Source organism: Myroides sp. A21, from assembly GCF_000807225.1.
Taxonomy (GTDB): domain Bacteria; phylum Bacteroidota; class Bacteroidia; order Flavobacteriales; family Flavobacteriaceae; genus Flavobacterium; species Flavobacterium odoratimimum.
Genome location: NZ_CP010327.1, coordinates 316,294 through 339,168 on the forward strand (window position 1 = coordinate 316,294; position 22,875 = coordinate 339,168).

The 22,875-nt window shown below is 34.1% G+C and carries 23 protein-coding genes and 7 tRNA genes; 9 read left to right on the forward strand and 21 right to left on the reverse strand.

Going from position 1 to position 22,875, the window contains the following annotated elements:
- Window positions 1–20: 20 nt before the first annotated feature.
- The 7 genes from dnaB to MYRA21_RS01475 all read right to left on the reverse strand — a co-directional run bounded on the left by dnaB (window position 21) and on the right by MYRA21_RS01475 (window position 8,122).
- Complete coding sequence (gene dnaB / locus MYRA21_RS01445) at window positions 21–1,598, reverse strand: replicative DNA helicase (RefSeq protein WP_006258765.1); 1,578 nt, start codon at window positions 1,596–1,598, stop codon at window positions 21–23.
- Between the two features lie 135 nt (window positions 1,599–1,733).
- Window positions 1,734–2,687 (reverse strand): acetyl-CoA carboxylase carboxyltransferase subunit alpha, encoded by a 954-nt coding sequence (locus tag MYRA21_RS01450; protein WP_006258766.1) that lies wholly within the window; start codon window positions 2,685–2,687, stop codon window positions 1,734–1,736.
- Between the two features lie 63 nt (window positions 2,688–2,750).
- Window positions 2,751–3,644, reverse strand: coding sequence for a DMT family transporter (locus MYRA21_RS01455; protein WP_006258767.1), 894 nt, complete (start codon window positions 3,642–3,644; stop codon window positions 2,751–2,753).
- Window positions 3,631–4,704 (reverse strand): LptF/LptG family permease, encoded by a 1,074-nt coding sequence (locus MYRA21_RS01460; RefSeq protein ID WP_006258768.1) that lies wholly within the window; start codon window positions 4,702–4,704, stop codon window positions 3,631–3,633. The genes MYRA21_RS01455 and MYRA21_RS01460 overlap by 14 nt, the downstream gene beginning before the upstream one ends.
- 38 nt (window positions 4,705–4,742) lie before the next feature.
- Window positions 4,743–5,873 (reverse strand): tRNA guanosine(34) transglycosylase Tgt, encoded by a 1,131-nt coding sequence (gene tgt / locus MYRA21_RS01465; protein WP_006258769.1) that lies wholly within the window; start codon window positions 5,871–5,873, stop codon window positions 4,743–4,745.
- A gap of 90 nt (window positions 5,874–5,963) precedes the next feature.
- Window positions 5,964–6,977 carry an iron ABC transporter permease gene (locus tag MYRA21_RS01470; protein ID WP_006258770.1) on the reverse strand — a complete coding sequence of 338 codons (1,014 nt, stop codon included), beginning with the start codon at window positions 6,975–6,977 and terminating at the stop codon, window positions 5,964–5,966.
- 2 nt (window positions 6,978–6,979) lie between these two features.
- The gene (locus MYRA21_RS01475; RefSeq protein WP_006258771.1) at window positions 6,980–8,122 is read right to left on the reverse strand and encodes an ABC transporter substrate-binding protein; all 1,143 of its coding nucleotides are present in this window, start codon (window positions 8,120–8,122) and stop codon (window positions 6,980–6,982) included.
- Window positions 8,123–8,290: 168 nt separating this feature from the next.
- Here MYRA21_RS01475 and MYRA21_RS01480 point away from each other — a divergent pair, with 168 nt between their 5' ends.
- Genes MYRA21_RS01480 through MYRA21_RS01505 form a run of 6 tightly spaced genes read left to right on the forward strand, consistent with a single transcriptional unit; the run spans window position 8,291 to window position 11,760 of the window.
- Window positions 8,291–8,521, forward strand: coding sequence for a hypothetical protein (locus MYRA21_RS01480; protein WP_006258772.1), 231 nt, complete (start codon window positions 8,291–8,293; stop codon window positions 8,519–8,521).
- Between the two features lie 2 nt (window positions 8,522–8,523).
- Entirely contained in the window at window positions 8,524–9,048 is a 525-nt protein-coding gene (locus MYRA21_RS01485; protein WP_006258773.1) for a DUF4252 domain-containing protein, read from the forward strand.
- Window positions 9,049–9,060: 12 nt separating this feature from the next.
- Window positions 9,061–9,414 carry a hypothetical protein gene (locus tag MYRA21_RS01490; RefSeq protein WP_039328386.1) on the forward strand — a complete coding sequence of 118 codons (354 nt, stop codon included), beginning with the start codon at window positions 9,061–9,063 and terminating at the stop codon, window positions 9,412–9,414.
- Window positions 9,401–10,444, forward strand: coding sequence for a transposase (locus MYRA21_RS01495; RefSeq protein WP_233446023.1), 1,044 nt, complete (start codon window positions 9,401–9,403; stop codon window positions 10,442–10,444). Before MYRA21_RS01490 ends, MYRA21_RS01495 begins: the two co-directional genes overlap by 14 nt.
- Window positions 10,434–10,787, forward strand: coding sequence for a hypothetical protein (locus tag MYRA21_RS01500; RefSeq protein ID WP_006258407.1), 354 nt, complete (start codon window positions 10,434–10,436; stop codon window positions 10,785–10,787). Before MYRA21_RS01495 ends, MYRA21_RS01500 begins: the two co-directional genes overlap by 11 nt.
- The gene (locus tag MYRA21_RS01505) at window positions 10,774–11,760 is read left to right on the forward strand and encodes a transposase (protein WP_039328390.1); all 987 of its coding nucleotides are present in this window, start codon (window positions 10,774–10,776) and stop codon (window positions 11,758–11,760) included. Before MYRA21_RS01500 ends, MYRA21_RS01505 begins: the two co-directional genes overlap by 14 nt.
- A 115-nt stretch (window positions 11,761–11,875) precedes the next feature.
- Here the strand turns inward: MYRA21_RS01505 and MYRA21_RS01510 are convergent.
- Window positions 11,876–11,948 (reverse strand) — tRNA-Lys (locus MYRA21_RS01510).
- A gap of 466 nt (window positions 11,949–12,414) precedes the next feature.
- Between MYRA21_RS01510 and MYRA21_RS19125 the strand changes: the two genes are divergently transcribed.
- A complete protein-coding gene (locus MYRA21_RS19125; RefSeq protein WP_006258775.1) occupies window positions 12,415–12,573 on the forward strand; it encodes a hypothetical protein in 159 nt (52 codons plus the stop codon).
- Between the two features lie 73 nt (window positions 12,574–12,646).
- Here the strand turns inward: MYRA21_RS19125 and MYRA21_RS01515 are convergent.
- The 6 genes from MYRA21_RS01515 to MYRA21_RS01540 all read right to left on the reverse strand — a co-directional run bounded on the left by MYRA21_RS01515 (window position 12,647) and on the right by MYRA21_RS01540 (window position 13,340).
- A tRNA-Leu gene (locus tag MYRA21_RS01515) sits at window positions 12,647–12,728 on the reverse strand.
- A 90-nt stretch (window positions 12,729–12,818) separates the two neighbouring features.
- A tRNA-Lys gene (locus MYRA21_RS01520) sits at window positions 12,819–12,891 on the reverse strand.
- 34 nt (window positions 12,892–12,925) lie between these two features.
- Window positions 12,926–12,998 (reverse strand) — tRNA-Lys (locus MYRA21_RS01525).
- Window positions 12,999–13,037: 39 nt separating this feature from the next.
- Window positions 13,038–13,110 (reverse strand) — tRNA-Lys (locus MYRA21_RS01530).
- Window positions 13,111–13,158: 48 nt separating this feature from the next.
- A tRNA-Lys gene (locus MYRA21_RS01535) sits at window positions 13,159–13,231 on the reverse strand.
- 36 nt (window positions 13,232–13,267) lie between these two features.
- Window positions 13,268–13,340: transfer RNA gene (locus MYRA21_RS01540), tRNA-Lys, on the reverse strand.
- 129 nt (window positions 13,341–13,469) lie between these two features.
- Here MYRA21_RS01540 and MYRA21_RS01545 point away from each other — a divergent pair.
- On the forward strand, window positions 13,470–13,988 hold the full coding sequence (locus MYRA21_RS01545; RefSeq protein ID WP_006258776.1) for a shikimate kinase: 519 nt from the start codon (window positions 13,470–13,472) through the stop codon (window positions 13,986–13,988).
- Here MYRA21_RS01545 and MYRA21_RS01550 read toward each other — a convergent pair.
- From MYRA21_RS01550 to MYRA21_RS01560, 3 genes are read right to left on the reverse strand one after another with little or no spacing between them, the layout of a single operon-like run.
- Window positions 13,985–14,482: a phosphoribosyltransferase family protein gene (locus MYRA21_RS01550; protein WP_006258779.1), complete on the reverse strand. Its 498-nt coding sequence runs from the start codon at window positions 14,480–14,482 to the stop codon at window positions 13,985–13,987. The genes MYRA21_RS01545 and MYRA21_RS01550 overlap by 4 nt on opposite strands.
- Complete coding sequence (locus tag MYRA21_RS01555) at window positions 14,475–15,059, reverse strand: methyltransferase domain-containing protein (RefSeq protein WP_006258780.1); 585 nt, start codon at window positions 15,057–15,059, stop codon at window positions 14,475–14,477. The genes MYRA21_RS01550 and MYRA21_RS01555 overlap by 8 nt, the downstream gene beginning before the upstream one ends.
- Window positions 15,052–15,492, reverse strand: a complete 441-nt coding sequence (locus MYRA21_RS01560; protein WP_006258781.1) for an RNA-binding S4 domain-containing protein — start codon at window positions 15,490–15,492, stop codon at window positions 15,052–15,054. The genes MYRA21_RS01555 and MYRA21_RS01560 overlap by 8 nt, the downstream gene beginning before the upstream one ends.
- Window positions 15,493–15,572: 80 nt before the next feature.
- Between MYRA21_RS01560 and MYRA21_RS01565 the strand changes: the two genes are divergently transcribed.
- A complete protein-coding gene (locus MYRA21_RS01565) occupies window positions 15,573–16,751 on the forward strand; it encodes an EF-hand domain-containing protein (protein ID WP_006258782.1) in 1,179 nt (392 codons plus the stop codon).
- A 133-nt stretch (window positions 16,752–16,884) separates the two neighbouring features.
- Here the strand turns inward: MYRA21_RS01565 and MYRA21_RS01570 are convergent, their stop codons facing one another.
- The 4 genes from MYRA21_RS01570 to MYRA21_RS01585 all read right to left on the reverse strand — a co-directional run bounded on the left by MYRA21_RS01570 (window position 16,885) and on the right by MYRA21_RS01585 (window position 22,864).
- Window positions 16,885–17,847 (reverse strand): transketolase family protein, encoded by a 963-nt coding sequence (locus MYRA21_RS01570; protein ID WP_006258783.1) that lies wholly within the window; start codon window positions 17,845–17,847, stop codon window positions 16,885–16,887.
- A 21-nt stretch (window positions 17,848–17,868) separates the two neighbouring features.
- Window positions 17,869–18,720, reverse strand: coding sequence for a transketolase (locus MYRA21_RS01575; protein WP_006258784.1), 852 nt, complete (start codon window positions 18,718–18,720; stop codon window positions 17,869–17,871).
- A gap of 200 nt (window positions 18,721–18,920) precedes the next feature.
- Complete coding sequence (locus tag MYRA21_RS01580; protein WP_006258785.1) at window positions 18,921–21,386, reverse strand: phosphocholine-specific phospholipase C; 2,466 nt, start codon at window positions 21,384–21,386, stop codon at window positions 18,921–18,923.
- Between the two features lie 5 nt (window positions 21,387–21,391).
- The gene (locus MYRA21_RS01585) at window positions 21,392–22,864 is read right to left on the reverse strand and encodes a SusD/RagB family nutrient-binding outer membrane lipoprotein (RefSeq protein ID WP_006258786.1); all 1,473 of its coding nucleotides are present in this window, start codon (window positions 22,862–22,864) and stop codon (window positions 21,392–21,394) included.
- Window positions 22,865–22,875 lie beyond the last annotated feature (11 nt).

Genomic DNA, 22,875 nt, shown 5'->3' on the forward strand with positions numbered 1-22,875 from the left:
GGCGTTTTTTGTATATTTAGTTAAAAAGGAACATCATCATCATTCTGATAGCCCCCTTGGTAACTACCTTGACTAGGAGCTGAACCAAATACAGAATCACCAGATGGTAAATTCCCTACAAAGTTCTGTCTATAATCTCCTCCCTCTTGATTATTCATTGCAGATGAGAATGTATTACCAAATCCAATCATATCATCATCTAAATTATCAAACTTACCGAACTGCCCTAAGAACTTAAGACGAATATTATCTAATCCACCATTTCTGTGTTTCGCTACGATAAATTCTGCTTGTCCTGCAGTTGGACTTCTTTCCTCATCATCCCATTCTTCAATTTTATAGTACTCTGGACGATAAATAAACGATACAATATCCGCATCCTGCTCAATCGCTCCAGACTCCCTTAAATCGGATAATAAAGGCCTTTTAGAAGCACCTCGTGTCTCTACCGCACGAGATAACTGAGATAAGGCAATAACAGGCACGTCTAATTCTTTTGCCAATGCCTTAAGCGTTCTTGAGATAGTTGAAATCTCTTGCTCACGGTTCCCTCCCCCTTTAGAGTTCCCACCAGCTGTCATTAACTGTAAATAATCGATAATAATCAATTTAATTCCGTGCTGAGAAGCTAAACGACGAGCTTTAGCTCTTAAGTCAAAAATAGATAAAGACGGAGTATCATCTATATACAATGGTGCACGCTCTAAGTCTTTTACTTTTACGTTTAATTGTTCCCACTCATGTGTTTCTAATTTTCCTGTACGCAGTTTTTCTGATGAAAGTCCTGTCTCCGAAGAAATAAGACGTGTAATCAACTGTACAGAAGACATCTCTAATGAGAAAACCGCAACACCAGCACCTGTCTCAATAGCAATATTTCTAGCCATAGATAATACAAAGGCTGTCTTCCCCATACCAGGACGAGCTGCTATAATAATCAAGTCACTTGGTTGCCATCCAGACGTAAGCTCATCTAACTTATGGAAACCTGTTGCTAATCCACTTAGTCCTTCTTTAGTACTGATTTCCTCAATTCTTTTCTTTGCTTGCGCAACTAAAGACTGAGCTGTCTCCGAACTTTTCTTTATATTTCCTTGTGTAACTTCATATAATCTAGATTCAGCTTTATCTAATAAGTCAAATACATCACTTGTCTCATCATAAGCATCTTCAATTATCTCATTCGAAATACGTATCAAACTACGTTGAATGAATTTCTGTAAAATAATGCGTGAATGGAATTCAATATGCGCAGAAGAAGTAATCTTTTGTGTAAGACTAACCAGGTAATAATCACCACCAACTTGATCTAATTTACCATTCTTACGCAATTGCGTAGATACAGTTAATAAATCTATAGGTTGATTACTTACGAATAATTGATCGATTGCTTCAAATATATGTTTGTGAGCATCTTTATAGAAAGCATCAGGTTGTAATATATCAATAACCTCATCAATACCTTTCTTATCAATCATCATGGCTCCCAATACAGCCTCTTCTAAGTCAATAGCCTGTGGTGGAAGTTTTCCTTTCTCTAAAGACACAACTTCTCTAGAAAAAGATTGCTTTGGTCTAAATTCTTTTGCTTGTTCCATAATGCGAAATTAATCCTTTTTGACGATAACTCAATCCTTATTTATACAATTAGCTTGTTAATAAGATAACTAATAATTAGTGAAAAAAAAATCCGAGATAGACTCTCGGATTTTAGTATTTCTATATATTCAGAACTAGTCTTTATACTCACCCATTTCGAAGTATTTCTCCATGCGTTTTTCTATTAACTTATCTGTTGATAACTTAGCTAAGCTACTATATGTATCTACGATATATTTCTTAACAGTAGCGAAAGTTTCTTCTCTATTAGTATGTGCTCCTCCAAGTGGTTCTGGAATGATATCATCAACTAATTTGTTTTTCTTCATATCATAAGAAGTCAACTTTAAAGCATCTGCTGCTCTTTCTTTATACTCCCAACTTCTCCATAAAATAGAAGAACATGATTCTGGTGAAATTACAGAATACCAAGTATTCTCTAACATCGTTACTTTATCACCAACACCAATACCTAAGGCACCTCCTGAAGCTCCTTCACCTACGATAATACAGATGATAGGCACTTTAATACGGAACATTTCATAGATATTACGAGCGATAGCTTCACCTTGTCCTCTTTCTTCTGCTTCTAAACCTGGGTATGCACCTGGAGTATCAATCAAAGTGACAATAGGAATATTAAACTTCTCTGCCATTTGCATTAAACGCAAAGCTTTTCTATATCCTTCTGGATTAGCCATACCGAAGTTTCTATACTGTCTAGTCTTAGTATTATATCCTTTTTGTTGACCAACGAACATAAAACTTTGATCACCAATCTTACCAAGACCACCTACCATTGCTTTGTCGTCTTTTACATTTCTATCACCAAAAAGCTCTAGGAAAGTATCTCCACATAAAGCCTTAATATAATCTAATGTATAAGGTCTATTAGGGTGTCTAGACAATTGAACTCTCTGCCAAGCAGTCAAGTTTTTGTATATATTCTTCTTAGTTTCTTCTAATTTCTTCTCAATTTGCTTACAAGTTGCTGACACATCAACATCAGATTCTTCACCGATCAAAGCACATTTATTCAGCTGTTCTTCAAGCTCTTTAATTGGAAGTTCAAAATCTAAATATTCCATTTATGATTAAGTTTTAGTTTCAATTACGAATGACAAAGATAAAACAATACTCGGATAGATAAGCTATCTAGTACTAAGTTTTCTCTTTTTTCTATTTTTAACAATACCATTTAGTACCACTGTACTCAAAATCAACAGGGCTCCTATATAAAACTCCAAGGTCATTTTCTCACTGTCTTTAAAGATGGCCACAGCTAATAAAATACCATACACAGGTTCTAGGTTAATAGTCAGCATCACTGTAAAAGGTGTTAAATAGCGCATAATATAGACTGAACCTAAAAAAGCAAATGCTGTACATACTGTACCTAAAAGTAAAAGCCACATCCAATCATTTAGACTAACCTCAAAAAATTCTATAGTAAAACCTCCTGTAATCAATAATACTAAGGAAAGAACTATAAGTCCTCCTAACATTTCGTAAAATGTAATAACTGGAGCAGCAGTATGCACGATTAGTTTACTATTAATAATAGAAAACAAAGCTGACAAACAAGCTGCAATTAGTCCTAAGAGTATTCCTTCTATATACTCTCCACTCACACTAAAGATTAAAGTCAAAGCACATATAACTACAAAGCCAAAGAACACTTCATAGCTTACTACCTTTCTCTTTAAAATTAATGGTTCTAAAATGGAGGCAAAAAAGGCTCCTGTGGACAAACAAGCTAATGTGATAGAAATATTAGAAACCTTTATGGCTAAAAAGAAAGTTAGCCAGTGTAGCGCAATAACTACACCTGCTCCTAAAAACTGTATAATACGATGTTTGGGCGCTTTTATAGATTGCTTTGTAAAAACATAAAATACTAATAATGTAATTACTGCTATTAAAATTCGATACCATACTAATGGCAGAGCTTCTAGAGAAATTAATTGTCCTAGAATTGCTGTAAATCCCCATATAAAAACAATTAAATGGAGATATATCTGACTTTTTATATTATCTGCGAGCATTTCGAAGTAAGAATATTGCTAGAATACCAAAAACAACATTAGGTAGCCATACCGCTACTAAAGGTGGAATACTAGACGCTTCTGCCAATGTACCAAATATCTTATCAAAGAAGACATAGATAAATGCTAAAGCAATCCCTATGGCTAAGTTCATTCCCATCCCTCCTCTTCTCTTCATAGAAGAAACAGATACCGCAATAATCGTTAGAATAAACGCTGATACAGGTACACTATATTTTTTATACAAAACGACTAAATATACATTAATATTAGAAGACCCTCTCATTTGCTCCTTTTCTATGAATCGTTTTAAAGGCCCTAATTGCATTGTTTCTGCAGCGTATACTACAGGAGTAAGATCATCTATATCGAAGTCAAGCTTCATTTCTTTCTCATCAGCTCTTTCAAAATGATCTTCAGTTTCACCTATCTCTCTATTAAAATAACTAAATAACGTATAGGTCTCTGTCTCAGGATTCCATACAATACGGTTAGCCGTCGTTTTTGAAGTCATCTTATTTCCATCGAATACTTCTAATGAAAAGTTATATCCTGTCTTACTATTGTAGTTAAAGTTACTTACATAAATAAACTCAGTAGGGCTAATTTGTCGATATACGTTCTGGCTCTCCCGTACCTCTGTACTCTTCATATACTTATAACGGAAATCATTATACCCTTGACTAGCTTTAGGTACAATAAAAACAGACATTACTAAAGCAAAAATAGAAATGAAAGTAGCCCCGATAATATAAGGTCGTAAAAAACGAGTAAAGGAAATTCCCGAACTAAGTATTGCTACAATTTCTGTATTATTAGCTAGCTTAGAAGTAAACCAGATAATAGAGATAAATAACAATATAGGAAACAACATATTAGCAAAATAGATTGTAAAGTCCAAGTAGTACATTAGTACTGCTGGCAAGGGTACCTTATTTGCTAATATCTTGTTTATTTTTTCAGAAACATCAATTATGATTCCTATAGGCACAAAAAGCAATAATAACACAAAGAACGTTACTAAGTATCTTTTGAGTATATACCAATCTAATATTTTCATATAATTACTATTTGATGCTTCTTTATATTTTGATTAAATTATAAACGGTTATCCATTTGTTTCACCATCTTATTTTTCCACTCTGTAAAAGTACCTGCTAAAATCTGACGACGAGCTTCACGTACTAACCATAAATAGAATCCTAAGTTGTGTATCGTTGCGATTTGTTTACCTAATGATTCATTAGCTGCAAACAAGTGACGTAAATAAGCTTTTGAATAAGCTGTATCTACCCATGTATATCCATTCTCATCAATAGGAGAGAAATCATCTTCCCATTTCTTATTTTTCATATTCATAGATCCATGAGCTGTGAATAACATACCATTACGAGCATTACGCGTTGGCATTACACAGTCAAACATATCTACTCCTAAAGCAATATTCTCTAGAATATTAATAGGAGTACCTACTCCCATTAAATAACGAGGTTTGTCCTTTGGTAAAATATTAGTTACTAATTCTGTCATTGCATACATTTCTTCTGCTGGCTCACCTACTGATAACCCTCCAATGGCATTACCATCAGCACCTATATTAGCAATATACTCTGCAGACTGTTCACGTAAATCCTTAAAAGTACTTCCTTGTACAATAGGGAATAACGTTTGAGAATACCCATACATCTCTGGTACTTTAGTTAAATGATCTACACATCTATCTAACCATCTATGTGTACGATGCATAGATCTCTTAGCATATCTATAATCACATGGATAAGGAGTACACTCATCAAAAGCCATAATAATATCAGCCCCGATAGTACGTTGAATCTCCATTACGCTCTCTGGTGAAAAGAAATGATAAGAACCATCAATATGAGACTTAAACTTCACCCCTTCTTCTTTAATCTTTCTATTAGATGATAAAGAATATACCTGAAATCCTCCACTATCTGTTAAGATATTACGATCCCAGTTCATAAACTTGTGTAACCCTCCTGCCTGTTTAAGAATCTCCATTTTAGGTCTTAAATAAAGGTGATAAGTATTACCTAAAATAATGTCAGGATTAATCTCTTCTGATAATTCACGTTGATGAACTCCTTTAACAGAAGCTACAGTACCAACTGGCATAAAAATAGGTGTCTCAATAACACCGTGATCAAGCGTAATCTTCCCAGCACGTGCACGAGAATTTACGTCTGTATGTAATAAATCGAACTTCATAATTATTATTTACAACTCGCAAAGATAAAGCAAAACTATGGATGCTTTTAATTTTTAATATTTTTTTCTATTCTACTCTCAAACGAACTCTTACTGAACTTTTCTTCTTAAAATAAGCCATATTACAATAGGCGCTCCGAATATAGAAGTAACAGCATTAATAGGCAACAAGAACTGCTCTCCTTTTATTTGGGTAAGCATATCACATATCAACATTAAGACTCCTCCTAATAAAGCTGTAGTAATAATCAAATAGCGATGACTACTCACTTTTAATATAAGTCTCGCTATATGAGGCACTGCTAATCCGATAAACGCAATAGGTCCTACTAATGCAGTCGATATCCCTGCTAGAAGACTAGTGACTAAAATAATCATATTACGCGCCTTCTTAACATTAATCCCCATAGAAGATGCGTAATTATCACCCAATAACATTGCGTCTAAAGCTCTAATAAGTAACATACTTCCTAATACTCCTATCCCAACAACAATAGCAAAAAGAGTAATACTTTCCCAACTCAAGTTACCTAAACTTCCCAATGACCAAAACGCAAAACGCTTTAACTGCTCTGCAGAACTAAAATAGGTCAATATACCAACTATCGCATTAGCAAAGCTTCCAAACATTAATCCTACAATTAGAACAGTAACTGTATTTCGGACAGAATTAGAAACTAATAACACTAAAAAAAGTAAACCTAAGCTTCCTAAAATAGATACAAGAGCGATACCATAAGTAGAAGTAAAAATAGAAACAACAGTTGTTGGTAAAAAAGATACACCTAATATCAATATAGCAACACCTAAGCTCGCTCCAGAACTTATTCCTAACACATAACTTTCTGCCATAGGGTTCCGAAACAGCGTCTGCATAAGCAGCCCACTTATAGAAAGGGCTACTCCTACCAGAACAGCTACAATGGCTTTAGGCAATCTATAATTAAGAATAATATAACGCCATGTCTCTTTCACCTCTTCCTCTCCTAGTAGCACACTTATCACTTTACTAAAAGGAATATGTATACTACCCATAGATATATTGAAAATAAACAGGATTAACAAAGCTATCACTAAACCTATGATACCAAATTTTTTACTCATAATTACTTTAGTTGTTCAAAAAACACAGGTTGGTAATTAGGTATAGATATCTCTGGATGTAAAATATAGATCAAATCTTTTAATACTAAATCAGGGCGTGTCGGTCCTAATTCATAGAATAGACTTCCTCCTGTCTCTCCTTTTCTTGGAGAGAATGAATATACATTCTTATTTTTAAAAGCATTAAACTTAGCATAGTGCGGATTAGCATCTACTAACTGTTGAAGAGTTTCATATTGGGCTGGGTTAATCCAGAAAGATGCATCTATAGCTTTATCAAGTACCACCTCTAATGACAGAGATAAACTCCCCGTACCTTCTGTTTCTTTCCATAAATAGTCAGACTTAGCATCTTTAAAATATATAGCCATCCAGCTTTGCCCTTGAGGAGTGTACCATACATCTTGATACATAGCACCACTCATCACAGTCGGGTTATTTTTAGCATCTTTCACTAAAGCTTGTGCTTCCTTATAATCTTGAACTATTTTATCAAAAAAGATCTTCGCTTCCTTCTCTTTACCATATAAAGCCCCAAATAGTTTAATCCACTCCGCTTTACCTAAAGGTGTCTGTTCTACCCAATCACCATTATATACTACAGGTATCCCGCTCTTTTCTATTAATTGTAAAGCTTGATTAGAACCATCCATAGCGAATGCTACAATAACTGAAGGATTTAAATCTAATAATAACTCTGTATTTAATTGTTCATTTTGTCCAACTTCCTTAATATGATTATCATTTATTAACTTTCTAATTGAAGGAGATGATACATAATTTAACCCCGGAAAACCTTTCAATGACTTTTCTTCTTCTAACACTACTAATGAAGGAAGGTGTGTAGTTGAAGTAACTACTATAGACTGAACAGGTACTTTAAGACTAGGAAGTGTTCTTAACGAATCAGGAATAACCTCTTTACCTTCTTTATATAACACATATTTAAAACTTTTATCTGCACCTACCCAAGCCTGCTTTACATTTACCACCGAGTATTGATCATAAGCTTCTATAGTAAATCCTTTTGCATATTCTATTGTATTAGTATCATCAGAAGTAATTACAGTATTACTCTCTTTTTTACAAGAGACAAATACAGTCGTTACTAAGAATAGTATAGAATAAATCTTCCAGTTTTTCATAATTATCTTATTGGTTTAAATACAAAAATAGAACATTATTAAATATTAAAAATATAAATCGACTACCTCAGTAATAGATTGATCAAATACGATTTTCGAAAACTACGTAGGAATTATTCAAAAACTTATTTACATTTATATTATGTTTGTACATATAGATCAATATAAATGAAGAAAAAGACATCTATTAAAAACTTACTTTTCTTTGGAGCACTAGTATTAGGAGCTATTATGACTTTTATATACTTCCCAACCAAAAGTGACACCAAACCTACTTTAAAACAAAATGAGTATGGAACTTTTAATAATCCAGAAGTGGCTTATAAAGAATGTCAAAAATTACTAATTCAACTTTCTAATGACCTGAATAAAGGGATCCCTACTAACAAAACAAAGTAACCATGAAAAATACAGTAAAAGCAATATTTATCTTTTTATTTACCTTGAGCACTATTAACACCTTTGCTCAAGATGAATTTCAAGCATTCGAAAAGAACAAACAAGTAAATGCTGTAGTTGTAAATCAAAAGATGTTTGAAATGATGGCCAATGTAAAGGTAGAACCTACAAGCCAAGAAGAAAAAGCATATTTAAATCTAATCAAAAAATTAACTTCATTAAGGGTATTTAATACAGCTTCGGCTTCTTTAAAAGAAGAAATGAAAGCAGCAGTATCTAAGCATGTCTCTTCTGCTTCTTTAAAAGAGTTCTCTAGCAATAAAGATAATGGTGGTAATATTACGATATATATCAATCAAAATGGTTCTGCTAACAACATCAATAACCTACTTCTTTTCAACGAAAACAGTAAAGAGAATATAGTAATGATCTTGACAGGACAGTTCTCACTAAATGAGATATCGTCTTTAACATCTAAAATGAATTTAGGATCAACGTTAAAAGTTGGGGAGGAAAGTGTAAAATAATATCTTTGTGCTATGATGGATAGCCAAGAAATACTAAAACTAATCTTACCTACTTACTTAGTAGAACACTTCAATATTACCAAAATAGAAGAATTAGAGACCAAACTACATATCTACTTTGAAGAGAAGAATGATTACGGAAATCAATGTGCTGAAAGACAGCTTATTTCTAAAGGTTTCCATAGTATGATTACTATTGAAGACTTCCCGTTACGAGGTAAATCAGTTAAACTACACGTACAACGTCGTCGTTGGACAGATAAACAAACAGGAGAAATTATATCACGTGATTGGAATATCATCGCAGAAGGAACACGAATGACTACAGAGTTCTCGGAGTTCTTAAAAAAAATTGGCCGATACTAAAGTACTTAGCTGTAAGGCTATTGGTGAATTATTTGGAGTTAAAGGTGAAAAGTTTCAACGCCAATACAAACATAAAACTAGTGGTTTCAAACAATGGGATCAACAAGAACATGCACAAGACTGGCTACTCTACCCAGAAAATATAACTGAACAACTCTCCATAGATGAAGTATGTTTATCTATGGGAGAATTGTACACTATACTGACTTCTAAAGCAGGTAAAGGTCAGAAAAAGACCATTGTAGCGATAGTTAAAGGAACAAAATCAGATACTGTAATAAAGCATCTATCTAAACTACCTAAAAAACTTAGAGATAAAGTTACCGAGATTACTTTAGATATGGCAGGGGCTATGAAACAGATAGCTAAGAAGTGCTTCCCTAAAGCTGTGCAAGTAATTGATCGTTTTCATGTACAAAAGCTTGTAAGTGAAGCTGTACAAGATATTAGAATAAAATATAGATGGGCTGAGCTTGACGCTGAGAACACTGCTGTTTTAAAGGCTAAGGAAGAAGGCATTATATATAATCCTGAAATACTTAGTAATGGAGATACTAAGAAGCAACTTTTAGTTCGCTCACGTTCTCTACTTTATAAAAACCAAATTAATTGGACATCTGACCAACAAGAAAGAGCTAAGATACTATTTGAATTATACCCAGAGATTAAACAAGCCTATCTACTTGCTAATAACCTTAGACAGATATATAATCTACAAATAGATAAAGAAATAGCTATGACTAAGCTAGCTCATTGGTTTAATGATATTGAAAAAGCTTCACTCAAACACTTTAGTACTGTTTTAAAGACGTTTAATGTACACTATAACGAAATCATCAATTACTTTATTAATAGAAGTACAAATGCTTCTGCGGAATCATTTAATGCCAAAATTAAATACTTCCGTATGATGTATAGAGGTGTTAGAGATAAGAAGTTTTTCCTTTTTAGATTAACTAGACTTTTTGGAATCAACGTTAAAAGTTGGGGAGGAAAGTGTAAAATAATATCTTTGTGCTATGATGGATAGCCAAGAAATACTAAAACTAATCTTACCTACTTACTTAGTAGAACACTTCAATATTACCAAAATAGAAGAATTAGAAACAAAACTACATATCTACTTTGAAGAGAAGAATGATTACGCAAATCAATGTACTGAAAGACAGCTTATTTCTAAAGGTTTCCATAGTATGATTACTATTGAAGACTTCCCATTACGAGGTAAATCAGTTAAACTACACGTACAACGTCGTCGTTGGACAGATAAACAAACAGGAGAAATTATATCACGTGATTGGAATATCATCGCAGAAGGAACACGAATGACTACAGAGTTTTCGGAGTTCTTAAAAAAAATTGGCCGATACTAAAGTACTTAGCTGTAAGGCTATTGGTGAATTATTTGGGGTTAAAGGAGAGAAGTTTCAACGCCAATACAAACATAAAACTAGTGGTTTCAAACAATGGGATCAACAAGAACATGCACAAGACTGGCTACTCTACCCAGAAAATATAACTGAACAACTGTCCATAGATGAAGTATGTTTATCTATGGGAGAATTGTACACTATACTGACTTCTAAAGCAGGTAAAGGTCAGAAAAAGACCATTGTAGCGATAGTTAAAGGAACAAAATCAGATACTGTAATAAAGCATCTATCTAAACTACCTAAAAAACTTAGAGATAAAGTTACCGAGATTACTTTAGATATGGCAGGGGCTATGAAACAGATAGCTAAGAAGTGCTTCCCTAAAGCTGTGCAAGTAATTGATCGTTTTCATGTACAAAAGCTTGTAAGTGAAGCTGTACAAGATATTAGAATAAAATATAGATGGGCTGAGCTTGACGCTGAGAACACTGCTGTTTTAAAGGCTAAGGAACAAGGCACTATATATAATCCTGAAATACTTAGTAATGGAGATACTAAGAAGCAACTTTTAGTTCGCTCACGTTCTCTACTTTATAAAAACCAAATTAATTGGACATCTGACCAACAAGAAAGAGCTAAGATACTATTTGAATTATACCCAGAGATTAAACAAGCCTATCTACTTGCTAATAACCTTAGACAGATATATAATCTACAAATAGATAAAGAAATAGCTATGACTAAGCTTGCTCATTGGTTTAATGATATTGAAAAAGCTTCACTCAAACACTTTAGTATTGTTTTAAAGACTTTTAATGTACACTATAACGAAATCATCAATTACTTTATTAATAGAAGTACAAATGCTTCTGCGGAATCATTTAATGCCAAAATTAAATACTTCCGTATGATGTATAGAGGTGTTAGGGATAAGAAGTTTTTTCTTTTTAGATTAACTAGACTTTTTGCCTAGTCCCCAACTTTTGTCACTGATCCTGAATTTACCAATCGGAGATTCACTAAACAAAATAAAGTAATCAAAATATAAGACATAAAAAAAGCAGAGATTATAATCTCTGCTTTTTTTGTGACCCGACTGGGGCTCGAACCCAGGACCCCAACATTAAAAGTGTTGTGCTCTACCAACTGAGCTATCGAGTCATTGACAAACCGTTTGTTTCTCAATTGCTATGCAAAGGTAGACCTTTTTTTATATCTCACAAATTACAAACCAACCTTTTTTCCTAGATTTATCAAGGGATAGCCGTAAAACACAGTAAATGAATTAATAGCATTTTAAAAAAAAATATAAACTTTTTTATTAAACTACTTTCTTACTATTTTTAAGAATAACGATTAATCTAAATAGACTTTCTAACTATACGATTAGGTATAGTTTCTAAACATTCTCCTATTTTTTGACTACAAATATCTTATTTAACTTATCACCCTCCATTTAACAAAAGAACATACACTTTTAATATACAATTAGTTACCCTCCTAATTCACGATAAAACCTCGCTTCTACCTCATCAAATAACTCCCATATAAATTAGATGACAATTATCATTTTAAATGTTAAAAATATTCTATACTTTAGTGTTAAAATAACAAAAATAAACAGATTATGACTTTACAAAACCTACCTCTTTACAACTTCAACAACGGTACCTTCATGATTATTATCTTTGGATTAGTCTGCGTAGGTCTAGTTGTGGCTTTATTTTTACTAATGGGGCCTTCTAAGAAAAATGACGAGAATAGTGATGAGACAAATCAACAGTAAAAAAAAAGCTACTTAACCAAATTAAGTAGCTTTTTCTTTTAAAGCCCCCCCTACAGCGCTTCTATCTTATATGTGACCATGATGGGATTCGAACCCATACGTCTTGCGACACCACCCCCTCAAGATGGCGAGTCTACCAATTCCTCCACATGGCCTAAACGAATACATTTACCAACACCTTACTAAAGGTAAAGAAAATTAATATTCAAAAACAAAAAAAGCTACTCTTATTAGAATAGCTTTAGTGACCCGACTGGGGCTCGAACCCAGGACCCCAACATTAAAAGTGTTGTGCTCTACCAACTGAGCTATCGAGTCCGATATCGTTTTTGAAATAGATTTTTTATTTTAGTGACCCGACTGGGGCTCGAACCCAGGACCCCAACATTAAAAGTGTTGTGCTCTACCAACTGAGCTATCGAGTCAATTTATTTCTAAAACTGATATCTGTATGTATTATTTTGTGACCCGACTGGGGCTCGAACCCAGGACCCCAACATTAAAAGTGTTGTGCTCTACCAACTGAGCTATCGAGTCAAATACCAATTCCTAAAAATTGATATAATAATGTATGTATTTTCTTAGTGACCCGACTGGGGCTCGAACCCAGGACCCCAACATTAAAAGTGTTGTGCTCTACCAACTGAGCTATCGAGTCATGCAATTTTGAAATCGAAATTTTAAGTCTTCTTAGTGACCCGACTGGGGCTCGAACCCAGGACCCCAACATTAAAAGTGTTGTGCTCTACCAACTGAGCTATCGAGTCGTTATTTCAATTCCTGATTGCGGGTGCAAATATAGAAGCTTTTTTTAGAAATCCGACACATATTTGTTTTATTTTTGACTTTTATTTTTCAATTCATCCTAACACTCTAATAAACAACCCCTTGTTTTTATGAAAAAAATTATTCTTTTAGGCTATATGGGTTCTGGTAAATCAACTATTGGTAAAATACTGGCAGAACAACTAAAACTAAACTTTATAGATTTAGACAACGAAATAGAGAAAAAACATCAAATGTCGATTTCATCCCTGTTTGAAACGAAAGGAGAAATCTATTTTAGGAAGCAAGAACACCTATTATTACATGAGATAATAGATACTCAAGATAACTTTATTCTTAGCTTAGGTGGAGGAACACCATGCTATGCTAATAATCATTTAGCTCTACAGAGAGAGGATATCTCCTCATTCTATCTAAAAGGTTCTATTAAAACACTAGCAGATCGTCTAGAAAAAGAAAAAGAGCATCGCCCTCTTCTTAATCAGAATTCAGACGATACTCTTGAAATTTTCATTGCTAAGCATTTATTTGATCGTAGTTATTTCTACCATCAGGCTAAAACTATTATAGCTATAGATGATAAAACTCCTGAGCAAGTAACTCAAGACATCCTTAATCATCTTAATTAGCTTAAATAAGCATACTCCTCGTCTCCATCAAAGACAACCTGAATATGCTCTAATAATGATGTAGATAATGATATCCCTTTAAAGTCCGCTTTAACGGGATATTTTTTATGGTTACGATCTACTAGTACCGCCGTTTTTAGTTTCTTTAATGGCACTTCTAAGAAATGCTTTACACCGTATATTAATGTCGCTCCAGAATTTAACACGTCATCTACTAGTACAACACACTTATCTGTATAAACTGTACTATTTAATGAAGTCTCTATTGGATTAATCGGATTCTGTTTATCTATACGCACTTCACAAAGAATTACTTTTATAGAAGAAATCTCTTGTAATGCTTCACTGATCTTTTGAGCAAAAGTATATCCACTATTTGCTACACCAGCGATTACTATTTCATCCTCATCTATGTAGGTCTCATAGATCTGATAAGCTATACGTTTAGTAGTAAACTTAATTTGCTCTTTAGTTAAAATGATTTTTTTAGTCATGTTGTTTATTAATTATAAAAAATAACTCTCTACCTGCTCTAGGCTTAATAGAGTTATGTGCTGTTTCTAAAACTTGTATATTGAACTTTTCCTTAAACAATTCTAAGTACTCTTCTTTACTTCCTCCAAAAGGGGGAGTCTCTTGATTAAAGTAACAATCAAATAACACCCCTACTAGCTTTCCTCCTGGTTTTAATAAATCATACATCTTCTCTACATAATCACTTCTCTTATCGGTAGGCAACGAACAGAAGAACGTTTGCTCTATAATAAGGTCATATTGTCCATCATGTTCAAAGAAATCTTCTAAAATCACATCACCATAAGGAAAGTTATTCATCAATCCGTACGCTTCTAAAGCACCAGCAATAGTAAAGTCTAATCCACTAATATTAGTAAAATCATTTTCATATAAATACATCAACTCATGCCCATGGCCTATACCTGGTACTAAAATAGCTAAATCTTTCTTTGTCAATTGATCGATGTATTCCTTAATAGGCGTAGTGATGCTTCCTGCATTCCATTGCGCCTCACTATTAGCATACTTCTTCTCCCAAAACTCTTTATCAAACATCCTCTTCCCTATCTTTAAAAGAATTATCTCTCTCTATACTATCTTCTCCTTCTATGATATCATCGTCTTCATAGTCGTGAAAATCATCTATATCTCTTCTATCTTTCTTAGTAGGACGTCCAGTCCCTTTAGCTCTATAATAGTCCTTCGATAACTTTAATAACTCTAAGTGCTCAAATGCCTCTGCAGGAGTCTCATCCTTGCGGTAAATATCAACTAACTTAGCTCCTACTCTATTAGCAGGTATACCTAATACTGTTAATTTATAAGTTATTTGATCTTTTCTCAATGTGATTTTATCCGTAGGAAAGACTTCTCTAGAGGCTTTAGCCGCTTGTCCATTCACCGTGATATGTCCCTTTTTACAAGCTTCCGTTGCTATATTTCTAGTTTTATAGTATCTAATACACCATAAATATTTATCAATTCGCATAATTTCGTATTAAATTTCTCTAACAAAGTACACAAAAATAAAGTAAAATTGTATCTTGCACTACTAAAATAAGTCAAAAAATGAATAGATTATTTACAGTTTTAGGTCTTGCTTTTCTAGGACTAACAGCTGCCAATTGTAATAAAGATGACGGTAATGGTGGAAATGAAGTTGTAAACCTAAGAGACCGTAAAGAAGTTCGTGATGAAAATGCAAAGCAAATAGAAGAGTTCTTAGCTAAAAACTACTTGATTATTGAAGGAGATAATATTCGTTTTGATAGTATTAGTAATCCTAATAAACCTAATCCTAATGTAGTACCTCTTAAAGATGATAAAAGAATCAAAATAGAGCAACAAATCATTACATCTGACAACTACGAATACGAAGCTGTTAGAAACCCTAATGGTACTACTTCTTTAAAGTTTTCTAAACCTAAAGACGAATTAGAATATACTATAGCTTATTTTATTGTTCCTGATGCAGATGGAAACAAACTAGAAGGAAAAGGTGATTATATTTCTACTATAGATTCTGTATATGTAAAGACAAAGTCATTTTCTTTAAAGAATGAATCTTTTGACAATAACGGGAATATAGGTAATTATTACTCATTCCCTATTACATTACAGGAGTTCGCTCTTATGTCACAAGGTAATTATGGTCTTATACCTGCTCAGTTAAAAACAGCAGAAAGACAACTATTAACTAAAGTAAAAACAGCTACTGGTATACAATTAGGTGATAATGGTATCCCTACTTATGAAAAAGGATCAGCAGGTAGAATTATTGCTTTTATCCCATCAGGAGTAGGATATTTCAATGCTGGATACGGATCTAAGCTTAAGGCATATCAACCACATATCATCGATATGACGCTTATAGCGAAAAGAGAACGTGATCACGATGGTGATGGTATCCTTTCAAAGTATGAGGCGAAACAAGTAATCGAAAAATCATCAGAACTAGGAAGAGCACTTACAGATGATGAGATACGTGCACTTAAATTAACGATTAAAGATTACTTTGACTTTGATACAGATGGTGACGGTGTACCTAACTTCTTAGACGATGACGATGATGGTGATGGTGTACTTACTAAAACTGAATTACAGTATAAAGACAAAAACAACAAAAAAGCATATTACCAATACTATGACCCTATTCTAAAAACTTGTTCTAATGTATTTAGATACCTAGACAGAGCATGTTTCCCAGATCAAAAAGATGGTGAGGTAATTTGGCCTACTAAAAAATAACAAATAAGATTATATACAAAGAGGTAGATTGATTCTACCTCTTTTTTTTGTCCTACTCCACTCATTATACTACTATACAAAAAAACCTGCTTGATTGCTCAAGCAGGTTTTTATATATTAGATATACTCTTAATTATCTTTTGAATTTACGGTTGATTACTAACTGTGCTTTCTCAACGATAGCTGTAGCGTTTAAACCATATTTTTCCATTAATTGCTCTGGAGTACCAGATTCACCGAAAGTATCTTGTACAGCCACAAATTCTTGTGGTAATGGGTTATTTAAAGCTAATACTCTAGATACGCTTTCTCCTAGACCTCCTAAGAAGTTGTGCTCTTCAGCAGTAACTATACATCCTGTTTTTGCTACAGATTTTAAGATAGCCTCTTCATCAAGAGGTTTGATAGTATGGATATTGATTACTTCAGCAGAGATTCCTTTTGCTTCTAACTCTTCAGCAGCGATTAAAGCTTCCCATACTAAGTGTCCTGTAGCTACGATAGTCACATCTGTACCCTCGTTTAACATAACAGCTTTACCGATAACAAACTTCTCATCAGCAGGCATAAAGTTAGGCACTACTGGACGTCCAAATCTTAAATAAACAGGTCCATCATACTCAGCAATAGCTAAAGTAGCCGCTTTGGTTTGGTTGTAATCACATGTATTGATTACAGTCATATTAGGCAACATCTTCATTAATCCGATATCTTCTAAGATTTGGTGAGTAGCACCATCTTCACCTAGTGTTAATCCAGCGTGAGAAGCACATATCTTCACATTCTTCTCAGAGTATGCTACAGACTGACGAATTTGATCATAAACACGTCCTGTAGAGAAGTTAGCAAAAGTTCCTGTAAAAGGAATTTTACCTCCGATAGTCATACCTGCAGCTAATCCAATCATATTCGCTTCAGCAATTCCTACTTGGAAGAAACGCTCTGGGTGATTCTTTTTAAAATCATCCATTTTTAACGAACCGATTAAGTCAGCACATAATGCTACTACATTCTCATTCTTTTGTCCTAATTCAGTAAGTCCTGCACCGAATCCTGAACGTGTATCTTTACTTCCTGTATTTGTATATTTTTTCATTTTTGATTCAATTTAAGTGGATTAATAATCTCCGAATGATGTTTCTGGATTTTGTTTTAAAGCTTCTTCTAATTGAGCATCACTAGGAGCTTTACCATGCCATGCATGTGTATTCATCATGAAGTCTACTCCATTACCCATTTCTGTTTTTAACAATACACATACAGGTTTTCCTTTACCTGTTTTAGCTTTTGCTAATTCATATCCAGCTACGATTGAATCAATATCGTTTCCTTTCTCTATCTCTATAACCTCCCAATCAAATGCTTCAAACTTAGCTTTCATAGAACCTAAATTTAATACATCATCAGTTGGTCCGTCGATTTGTTTTCCGTTTAAATCTACAGTAGCGATTACATTATCCACCTTCTTAGCAGATGCATACATAATAGCTTCCCAGTTTTGTCCTTCTTGTAACTCACCATCTCCCATTAAAACATAAACAAGGTGATTATCCTTATTTAATTTTTTAGCTTGAGCTGCTCCTACTGCTACTGAAAGTCCTTGTCCTAATGAACCTGACGCCATACGCACTCCTGGTAATCTATCATGAGTACATGGATGTCCTTGTAAACGCGTATTGATTTTTCTGAAAGTAGCTAATTCACTTACTGGAAAATATCCACTACGTGACAATACGCTATAAAATACTGGTGAAATATGTCCATTAGATAAGAAGAAGATATCCTCCTCTGTTCCGTCCATATTAAACCCTTCTTTTCTATCCATTAACTTTTGATACAAAGTCACTAAAAACTCTGCACATCCTAAAGATCCTCCTGGGTGCCCAGAACTTACAGCATGTACCATTCTAAGAATATCTCTTCTTACTTGAGTAGTTAACTCTGTTAATTGTTGTGTGTTTGGTTTCATTATTTTTTCAATAAATATTTACACACAAATATAAGATTATTTTACGGTAATCACTGTCTTTTTAAAACACTAAATAGTTCATAAATCTTTACTACAAGAAGTCTTCTTATCAAACTCTTTATTGATGCTAAATATCATTCTTCCTAAAAACAAAAAAGGAGACCTTATCAGTCTCCTCTTCTATCTCATATAGATTGCTGTTATTTAGACAGACTTGCCATAAATGGATCCGTTATACTTGCTTGACCATTCTCAATATGACCAGCATAATATTGCTTCCACTCTATATCCTCTTTACAACTTATCATCAAATCATACCAGCCGTTTGAGCTTGTATAATCCCATTTAAGTAATTCTTCTTTATTAGGAGGCAACTCTATAATCGTTGCTTTTTTTAGATACAAACTATTATCTAAAGCAACATTTACAGTATCCGCGCCATTATTTTTTAATTTCACAGAGATACTTAAATCTGTGAGTAAAAGAACCTCAACATAAATATCTAAATTTTTCTTACTTCCCTTAAAGCTTCTAAAGAACCCATTAGGTCCATGTATATTATAGTGATACTGCTCTCCATCTTCTACCTTCCAGTAATAATCCATTGGTTCATTATCTCTAACCGCAAAGTCCCAAATGCCTCTTGACGGGCTAGCTCCTAACATATCATATACTTGTACAGGAGCTGCATACACCTTATTCTTTAACTGATTAGACTCAACCGTGAAATCCATTTGTAACTGCGTTTTACTTCCTGCCAGTTTCACATTTGCATTCAGATTATAAGGTAAAGCACATGCCTTCTTTATTCCTTCTTCTTGTTTAGGAAATTTGGATAACAGTGTCCAATGTTTAGCCCCTAATACCTCTTTTTTTGTAAACGCATTAAAGTCTCCAGGTACCTTCTTCTCTTTTGCATTCATGATTCTAGCGATATAGTCCTTCCGATCTACGAAGTCTAAGTTTACCTCTCTTAGATCGCGTTCAGATTGGAATACACTCGTCATATTACCACACACCTCTCTTCTCCAGCTAGATATATTCTCTTCGATAACTTGTTTACCTGTCTTTTTTTCGATAAAGTATTCTAAGAACTGTATAGTAGAGGTCAAGTCTAACACCTCTGAGTTTACCCAGCCTCCTCTAGTCCAAGGCGAGGCTATAATCATAGGTACTCTATACCCTAATCCTATCGGACTAGCTAATTGACTATCAAGTTTATCTGTTCTTACTCTTTCTTGTTCTTTAGTGACCCACTCATCTTGCGTATCCATTCCTTTAGCCACTTTACCCATCGTCTTATCAGTCGTTAACGGTGGTACAAAAGGAGCAATATGATCAAAGTAACCATCATTTTCATCGTATGTCAACACAAATATTGTCTTCTTCCACACCTCTGGGTTCTTCGTTAGGATATCTATCGCTTCTGATAAATACCACGCCCCAAACCAAGGCGCTGAAGGATGATCCGAAAAGTTACACGGCGCAACTAACCAGCTTACCATAGGCAACTTATTTTCATCTACATCTTTTCTAAACTGATAAAAGATATCCCCCTTAGGCACCTCCATTGTTTTCTCCACGCCTCTCTCCATATAGGTCATCTCCTCTAGCTTGTGATAATCTGGATCACTTGTATTAGTAGTAAATGCCTTCTTGTGAATAGCTTTATCGAATTCGCTTAATGCTTCAAATTTAGAAGGAGAGTATAGATCAATATCTTTTTCTAGCTGCTGTATCTTACCTTCTACTTCTTGTATTTTATCTTTAGCGAGAGTCTTGTCATTCAAGCTTCCCTTTAATCTCTCCAACTCTAGTACCATATAGTCATAATGAGCCTTGTGAAAACGCACATTATATTGCTTATAGAACTCTAAATTATTATCTGTAAAATTCGCTAACCAACTCTCTGCATGCCAATCAAATCCCACAGGAACACTTAACTCATTCTGATATACTTTCCACGACACATTCGCTTTTTCTAATCGTTCTGGGTAAGTAGTCCAGCTGACATCTTTATAGTTTATCTGCCCATTATCCACATGAGCTATAGAGTTAGGATCTCTTGGCTTCTCGCGGATAGCACCAGCCCAAAAATAAGATCGATTAGCACTAGTACCTGTCAGAGAAGAACAAAAGTGCTGATCACATACTGTAAAGGCATCTGCTAATGCGTAATAGAAAGGAATATCAGCTCGTGAGAAATATCCCATCGTCAGAGGTAAATCCTTATACTCGGCATTACCAGGTCGTTTGGCTATCAACCAATTATCCATTTTACCCTCGTTACGAGCCTCTACCATATCCTTCCAACTATGTGGTAAGCCACCCATCCAAGTCACCTTAGTATTCTCAATATCAAGTCTAAAAGGACCATAAATATTTTTATGAATATCTGACTGAAACCAGACAGGCAGACCATCCTTAAGCTTCATAGCTCTAGGATCATTAAATCCCCTTACTCCTTTTAAAGTCCCGAAACAATGGTCAAAAGATCTATTCTCTTGCATTAAGAAAACAATATGTTCTGCATCTAAGAACGTAGATCCTTCAGGAGCTTTGATATCAAATGCTCTCTGAATAGATGCTGGCATAGCCTCTGCGAAAAAGAGTCCGCTTGAAAATAAAGCGGACTTCTTTATAAAATCTCTTCTTGTTGTACTCATATATCTTATTTTAACCACCAAGTGATACCGCGTATATTATCAGCTCCACCGAATTGGCTATTTAATGCTTCTTGTAGTTTAGCTTGATTTCTATTATACTCTGTTTGTGGATAAATCCATCTTGTAGGAGGGGTAATCCCCTCTTGTATTTTAAACTCTGGATACCCTGTGCGCAAATGGTCGTAATAAATCGTCCAATTCGATTGATGAAACATAGTAATATACTTCTGTGTCAAAATCTGTTTTAATTGCACATTCAGACTTCCTGTTTGATACTTCACCTTAGACTGATTTATATAATTGATAAAAGCGTCTTTTGTATAATAACTAGCCATTCCCTTCGCATATGTATTATAGAAATTAAAGTTTGCTTCTATCGCTTTATTATAAAAATCAGCTGCACTACCTCCTATCCAGTTACGCGCTACAGCCTCAGCTAATATAAACTGCAACTCAGAATAGCTCAATATAGAAGTAGGCTCGTTAGTAGGATCTAAATAATAACGACTCTTGATTTTAGATATATTCTTGGTTTGCACTAACTTTTCATTCTCTGCATAAGGCACTGTAGGATCCCCTCCATTATATCCACTAAAATCTGTAATAGGTAAACCTTTTTCTAATGCTGTTGACGTTTGTTGTGCAAAAGCAAATAACCTAGGATCTTTTAAATCTTGTAGTAAATTAATAAATGTTCCTGACATATACATACTTGATCCATAAGAACTTGAATTAAACTGAGGATAGCGACTACCTGCTTGATCGAAATACATAAGTTGTCCACTATCTGCATTACTTTCTAATAGGTTTCCTGCGTTATATATTTTTGCAAATTGTTCTGCTACTTGAATCGTACCAACTGTTTTTTTCTTAGATAAACTCATCAATACCTTTAATTGATATGAGTTTATTAACTTTTTCCATTTATCAGTATTTCCTCCATAGATTATATCTCCTTTAATAGAGGGTTTGTTTTGAATCATAGAGGCTGCTAATTCCAATTCTTTTAAAACTCCTACAAAAACATCCTCTTGTTTATCATACTTAGGGAAAGGAACTTTCTTCTCTCCTAATAAGGCTTCTGAGTAAGGTACATCACCGAAGGTAATCGCTAATTCATAAAAGAACCTAGCTTTAAGAAAATGACCTACCGCTATATATTCTTCCTTATTGGTACGTTTCGCTTCATCCATCATTTTTTGTACTTGTAACAACTTCTGATACGCTGAAAAACTAGAACTATTCCACTTAAAGTATTGACTAGTATTCTCTCCATCTGTCTGAATAATCATTCTAGAAGCATACTCTTTGCTAATTCCATTTAATGCAAAAGCTGACTTACTTACTTTGGGCAATAGTAAATAAGGATCTGCCTCTTTTACTCGGTTAGGGTCTTCGCTTAATTTATCTAAATCTTGACAACTTCCCATTGATATAATTACTAGAGCTAATGCCGCTATTTTTATATATTTTTTCATTTGTATCAGTA

Bases quoted from the DNA above. Each gene is read 5' to 3' on its own strand.
- MYRA21_RS01545 (WP_006258776.1), top strand. From the start codon at position 13,470: ATGAAAAAAATTATTCTTTTAGGCTATATGGGTTCTGGTAAATCAACT.
- MYRA21_RS01485 (WP_006258773.1), top strand. From the start codon at position 8,524: ATGAAAAATACAGTAAAAGCAATATTTATCTTTTTATTTACCTTGAGC.
- MYRA21_RS01555 (WP_006258780.1), bottom strand. From the start codon at position 15,059: ATGTTTGATAAAGAGTTTTGGGAGAAGAAGTATGCTAATAGTGAGGCG.
- MYRA21_RS01565 (WP_006258782.1), top strand. From the start codon at position 15,573: ATGAATAGATTATTTACAGTTTTAGGTCTTGCTTTTCTAGGACTAACA.
- tgt (WP_006258769.1), bottom strand. From the start codon at position 5,873: ATGAAGTTCGATTTATTACATACAGACGTAAATTCTCGTGCACGTGCT.
- MYRA21_RS01500 (WP_006258407.1), top strand. From the start codon at position 10,434: ATGATGGATAGCCAAGAAATACTAAAACTAATCTTACCTACTTACTTA.
- MYRA21_RS01460 (WP_006258768.1), bottom strand. From the start codon at position 4,704: ATGAAAATATTAGATTGGTATATACTCAAAAGATACTTAGTAACGTTC.
- MYRA21_RS01580 (WP_006258785.1), bottom strand. From the start codon at position 21,386: ATGAGTACAACAAGAAGAGATTTTATAAAGAAGTCCGCTTTATTTTCA.
- dnaB (WP_006258765.1), bottom strand. From the start codon at position 1,598: ATGGAACAAGCAAAAGAATTTAGACCAAAGCAATCTTTTTCTAGAGAA.
- MYRA21_RS01585 (WP_006258786.1), bottom strand. From the start codon at position 22,864: ATGAAAAAATATATAAAAATAGCGGCATTAGCTCTAGTAATTATATCA.
- MYRA21_RS01490 (WP_039328386.1), top strand. From the start codon at position 9,061: ATGATGGATAGCCAAGAAATACTAAAACTAATCTTACCTACTTACTTA.
- MYRA21_RS01570 (WP_006258783.1), bottom strand. From the start codon at position 17,847: ATGAAAAAATATACAAATACAGGAAGTAAAGATACACGTTCAGGATTC.
- MYRA21_RS01560 (WP_006258781.1), bottom strand. From the start codon at position 15,492: ATGCGAATTGATAAATATTTATGGTGTATTAGATACTATAAAACTAGA.
- MYRA21_RS01470 (WP_006258770.1), bottom strand. From the start codon at position 6,977: ATGAGTAAAAAATTTGGTATCATAGGTTTAGTGATAGCTTTGTTAATC.
- MYRA21_RS19125 (WP_006258775.1), top strand. From the start codon at position 12,415: ATGACTTTACAAAACCTACCTCTTTACAACTTCAACAACGGTACCTTC.
- MYRA21_RS01575 (WP_006258784.1), bottom strand. From the start codon at position 18,720: ATGAAACCAAACACACAACAATTAACAGAGTTAACTACTCAAGTAAGA.
- MYRA21_RS01475 (WP_006258771.1), bottom strand. From the start codon at position 8,122: ATGAAAAACTGGAAGATTTATTCTATACTATTCTTAGTAACGACTGTA.
- MYRA21_RS01455 (WP_006258767.1), bottom strand. From the start codon at position 3,644: ATGCTCGCAGATAATATAAAAAGTCAGATATATCTCCATTTAATTGTT.
- MYRA21_RS01480 (WP_006258772.1), top strand. From the start codon at position 8,291: ATGAAGAAAAAGACATCTATTAAAAACTTACTTTTCTTTGGAGCACTA.
- MYRA21_RS01550 (WP_006258779.1), bottom strand. From the start codon at position 14,482: ATGACTAAAAAAATCATTTTAACTAAAGAGCAAATTAAGTTTACTACT.
- MYRA21_RS01450 (WP_006258766.1), bottom strand. From the start codon at position 2,687: ATGGAATATTTAGATTTTGAACTTCCAATTAAAGAGCTTGAAGAACAG.